Origin of the sequence: Bacillus cereus group sp. BfR-BA-01408 (assembly GCF_022663305.1) — a bacterium.
In the GTDB taxonomy this organism is placed as follows: Bacteria; Bacillota; Bacilli; order Bacillales; family Bacillaceae_G; genus Bacillus_A; species Bacillus_A pacificus.
The window spans coordinates 1-4,960 of sequence record NZ_JAKUFF010000138.1; the positions used below are offsets into that span (position 1 = coordinate 1).

Genomic DNA, 4,960 nt, shown 5'->3' on the forward strand with positions numbered 1-4,960 from the left:
CATCACCAAGGTCAGCACGGTCATCATCACCAACAACAAGTACATCACCACGGTCAACACCACATTCATCCGCAGGCTGTTCTTTATCAAACACATCAAGGCCATCAACACGGTCACCATGGTCATCATCACCATCAAGGTCAGCACGGTCACCATGGCCAGCATCACCATCAAGGTCAGCACGGTCACCATGGCCAGCATCACCATCAAGGTCAGCACGGTCATCATGGCCAACATGGTCATCAAGGTCAACAACATCAACAACATCAACAATATCAACAATATCAACAGTATCAACAGTATCAACAACAACAATCTTCTCCTTGGACAGGTGGAATTGGGGCAGGAGGAGCAGGGGCAGCGGCAGGAGCAGCTAGCATTGGTGGAGCAGCAGGGCATGCTGGACACGTGGGTCATTAATGAATTGCAGAAAAAAAGACATAATAAAAAACTGCTAGGAAATCCTAGCAGTTTTTTTCAGCTTCTTGGCGTTGACGTTCGATTTCAGCACGAAGTTGTGGCTCTGGTGCTTGCCAGCCTTCAGGTTTTAGAATTTTGCCGTCGCCTTCGCGGAATCTTGGTTTCCCATCAGGGAATAGTTTTGCCATGTTTGCATTATTTACAATTTCGAATCCTTTATCAGGACGTACGCCCATTTCGGCAAACGTGCCGAATGCAAAGTAAATAAGGTCAATCAGTGCATCGTATTGATCTTCAACAGTCGTTGCTTCTAGAAATTCTTCTAGCTCTTCTTGCATAAAACTCGCACGGATTTTTGCGCGTTCTTCTGTTAATTTTGTTGGAGTATTTGTCACAGGATGTCCGAATACTTCATGCATTTTCGCAACAAGTTCGTACCCTTTATCTAGACCTTTTTCGTTTGTCATGTTGTTTCATCCTTTCTCGCTTAGTGCCGAATCTCATTGTAACATAAGGTGATTATGAAATGAAAAGAACATCTTATAGAAAATAAGATGCTCGCCTGTTATTCTTCTTTCTTAATTAAAATGGATAAAATAAGATCGATGCCAAATATACCAACGAGTAACATTGGTATAACGACAAGTAAATAACGTGTGAAGGAAACATTTTTTAAATATGTATGAGCAAATAAAAAGACGCCGAGAAATAAAATACCATTTAAAATAGGCTTTACTAATTTTTTAGACATAAGCTCCCCCATAAATATCTTCTCTCTCTATCTAAAATAAAAACTCCTCTTTCCGTTGTATCATGCTGGAGAGAGGAGTTCAATCATTTCTCATTCAATTACACCAGAATTTGTAATATTTACGGTGTATTTTACAGTGACAGGGACATCTTTGTACAGCTGTCTCCATTTTTCTAATTTGAATGGGCGATAATGTTGCTTATATTTAGCTCCTAGCCCGAGAGGATCAACGCCTAAAGATTTAAACTGCTTAATTAATTTAGCAGCTTGTTTATCTAATTGTTTTTGGATGTTTTTTTCAATGTTTTTTGTGTTCTTGTTATTTTCTAAGTTAATTTGCTTCGATAGTTCTTGAATACGTGCATCAAGATGAACGTGAATGAAGAAAGAAGGCTTCCCGTTTTTAATTTTTATATCGTAAGTTGGAACAGAACGAATATTATTAATCATTACGTACGCGGAATCTGTTTTGAATTCATGTGAATCTAATTTATGTTTCTCTAATAGTCCTTTAAAGATGAACATATCTTTTTCTGCGATTTTCCCGATATATTTATCCTTTTTAAAAAGACCAATTCCGTTGATTTTTATTTTATCACCATGCTTCTTTAGAATGGGAATATAGTAGTCTTGCCCTTCTTGATAATAACGGAATGCTCCTACATGCAGATTATCTGTTGGTAAAGGACCGGTCTCCATATTATGTTCTAACAACTTTTTTATATAAATTGCAACGTTGTATGAAGTCGAATATTTGCCTTTTAAAAGTTCAGTACCATTCCCCTCTAATAAACCAACATATAAAGCGTTCCCTATGTTTACATCTCGAAGTAATGTATCGAATGAAGTAGACATTCCTGTTTTGGCAAGTCTTATCGTATATAGAGCGACACGCATTTGCCCACTAGCAAATGGTTGAGAAGACTCTAAAGATGTTTCAGCTTTTACTTGTTTTACGGCATTTGCGGTGCCTTCAAAAACTTGAACTTTATTTCCTTTTTTCTGAATGGGACAAACGAATGTCACTTTTAGTTTTTTATCTTTTGCAACATCAAATACTGTTCCTTGAATAAGTTGTACATCATCGATAATATTTTTTTGTAAACACCCAGTTAGACTGAAGAATGTTATACAAGAAATAAGTATTAATTTGCTTGTGCTTTTGATTTTTTCCATTTTCTTTTCACCCACACAATAATAAATAGAATTGGGATGTATACATAAATGAGCCAAAAACTAACCTTCGATGCATTACTAATAAAGTTATTAATATCGTGTCTGTTTGTTAAAAGTTGCGAAACAATGAGCGTGATAAAGATAAAAGCGATTAAAACACCTCTTTGCTTTACGCGGAATATTTCGTGAGTTGCTCTCATTGACGCCCATAAAGGGAGGATAAAACTTGAAATAATAACGAGTGCATAGCCTGAAATTGCAATATATTCGAGTCTTTCTATAAATGGTAATTGAATGACTTGAGTCATAGAAAGTTGGGACCATATCGTTTTTAACAATTGTTTTTCACTAAAAAATGCAAAAGCTAAAAGGGTGCTAAATAGATATAGAAGATTTGAAAATAGTGCTCCGAGCTGAGCGTATTTATGAGATTGCATAGGCTTTTTTACAAATGGATACACCATGAGGTAAATCTCAAAACCGGTCATACTGTAGATTGACAGTTGAGCGGATTTTAAAATGTCTGAAAAAGAATGGGTGAATATAGGGAGTAAATTATCCCAATGTGAATATTTCAAAACGAATAAGCTTAGAAATAAATATCCTAATGTACCACCAACAGAGATGACGCAAATACCGGTAATTACACGAAATCCAGAAGAGATAATGTAATAGCTAACTAAGCACAAAAAGAGTGTTAACATAAAGGTGGAAGCGGTAGGAAACATCCATACTTGAATAATTTCAACATACGTTCGAATAACCGAAATACTGACGATTAAAAAATAAGCTGCAAAGATGATATTAAAGACATTCCCTATCCACTTTCCAAACGTTTGCCTTTGTAAATCAATTAAATTTCCATTTGTTTCTTTTAATAAAAAATACATCATCCATATAAGAAGATGGATACAGAGCCCTGTGATTACAACGCCCATCCATCCGTCGTAACCAGCGGCCTTTGCGGTGATTCGAGCGAAACCGAGAACGCCAGCACCGAACTGTGCACCGTGAATTAAGAAGAAAACGAAGATAGGAGATATTTGATATTTTTCTTGAACTTTACTCATCGAATGCACCTCATTTCTTAATCATCAAAGTCTGATCTATGTTTTGTTGAAATTCCTTTCGCTGCTTTTTTTACATGTTGTGGTCTTGCTTGTACATCACGTGTATCAATCATTGTTAAAGGGAAACGAATCCAAGAATCTTTAACAGATTGTTGTCTTGTTGGGTAGAACAAAGCGTACGGCTTGCGTAAAGAAGTAAGTCTAAATAGATGGGTAAATAAAAAGATAAATCCAAGAGAAATCCCGAAGAGACCTCCTATTTCTGCAAATATGAGAAACGGGAAACGTAGTAATCGAACCGCATTACCCATTTTATAAATAGGTGTAATAAAGGAAGCGAGTGCTGATAAAGCAACGATAATTAATAAAATGTTACTCGTTAAACCAGCTTGTACAGATGCTTGCCCGATTACGATACCGCCTACAATACCGAGCGTTTGACCAACTTTCATCGGTAACCTCGCGCCAGCTTCTCTCAGTAAGTCGATTGCAAGTTCTAAAAAGAGTGCTTCAATTAAAGGTGGGAATGGTACTTGTGCTCTTGATAAAATTAAAGTTTCAAGTAAATCACTCGGAATGAGTTCATAATGATAATTTAAAATTGCAACGTATAACGGTGTAGCGCATATTGAGAATAGAACGGCGATAAGGCGTAAAATTCTTGAGAATGTAGCGTATAACCAAGAGACGTTGTAGTCTTCTGGTGAAATGAAAAAATCGAAATAGGATACAGGTGTTAGTAAAACACTTGGAGAACCATCAACAAAAATAGCGATTTTCCCATCGATTAGTGCTTTTGTAACTCTATCAGTGCGTTCTGTATTGATATAGAGAGGAAAGATTGATTTTTCACCCATTAATTCTTGTAAATAAGCACTATCATTAATTTGATCATATTCAAGAGCGCGTAATGACTCTTCTAGAAAATCAACATTATCTTTTTCAGCAAGGTTGTCTAAATACATCATGACAACTTTTGTTTTGGAAAACTCACCAACAATCATCTCTTTTGTTTGTAAATCTAAAACAGGAAGACGTTTTCGAACTAAATTAATATTTGTATCAATATCCTCTACAAAACCTTCTTGCGGACCAATAACAGTCGATTCGTTTAAAGGAGGAGTTGGTGCACGATAATTATCAATTGCAATATTTGCGAGCATACATTTTTGATCTTGTTGATTTACTTGAACGATCGCATGCCCCTTTAACACCATGTCCTCAATTTTTTGTAAATCGTTCGTAATTGTAATGCCGCTCATCGGAATATGCTCTTTCAGCTCTTCTAGTGAAGCATTAGGTCGTTCTAAAAGAGTAGGCATTAAATACTTTTGCAATTTCTCACCATCAAGAGAAGGACGATAGTAAGAAATCCAATAAGGCATCGTTTCATCGTCAGATGTGTGATAATTAACGAAATCACTAGATTTTTTGAGTTTCTCTATTAAATCTTGTAGAGAATGAATACGGTCTTTTTCTGGTTTCGTAAAATCATAAATACTATTACCTTTAGAGTTTTGCTGTTTACCTTGATCAGAGTTGT

Annotated in this window: 5 protein-coding genes and 1 pseudogene; 1 reads left to right on the forward strand and 5 read right to left on the reverse strand. The window is 36.1% G+C overall.

Features of this window, described 5'->3' with window-relative positions; translation table 11 throughout:
* Positions 1 to 420 (forward strand): annotated as a pseudogene (locus MR083_RS26005) (hypothetical protein); the annotation flags it as partial.
* Between the two features lie 44 nt (positions 421 to 464).
* On the opposite strand, the gene MR083_RS26010 reads toward MR083_RS26005, so the two are convergent.
* From MR083_RS26010 to MR083_RS26030, 5 genes are all read right to left on the reverse strand, one after another.
* Positions 465 to 887, reverse strand: coding sequence for a pyrophosphohydrolase domain-containing protein (locus MR083_RS26010; protein WP_000180554.1), 423 nt, complete (start codon positions 885 to 887; stop codon positions 465 to 467).
* 98 nt (positions 888 to 985) lie between these two features.
* Positions 986 to 1,171, reverse strand: coding sequence for a hypothetical protein (locus tag MR083_RS26015; protein ID WP_000038779.1), 186 nt, complete (start codon positions 1,169 to 1,171; stop codon positions 986 to 988).
* A gap of 90 nt (positions 1,172 to 1,261) precedes the next feature.
* Positions 1,262 to 2,347, reverse strand: a complete 1,086-nt coding sequence (locus MR083_RS26020; RefSeq protein WP_000411395.1) for a Ger(x)C family spore germination protein — start codon at positions 2,345 to 2,347, stop codon at positions 1,262 to 1,264.
* Positions 2,317 to 3,417 (reverse strand): spore germination protein, encoded by a 1,101-nt coding sequence (locus tag MR083_RS26025; RefSeq protein WP_000049076.1) that lies wholly within the window; start codon positions 3,415 to 3,417, stop codon positions 2,317 to 2,319. Before MR083_RS26025 ends, MR083_RS26020 begins: the two co-directional genes overlap by 31 nt.
* Before the next feature lie 17 nt (positions 3,418 to 3,434).
* Positions 3,435 to 4,960 (reverse strand): spore germination protein (locus MR083_RS26030; protein WP_242270065.1); only part of this gene is annotated, 1,526 nt, incomplete at its 5' end.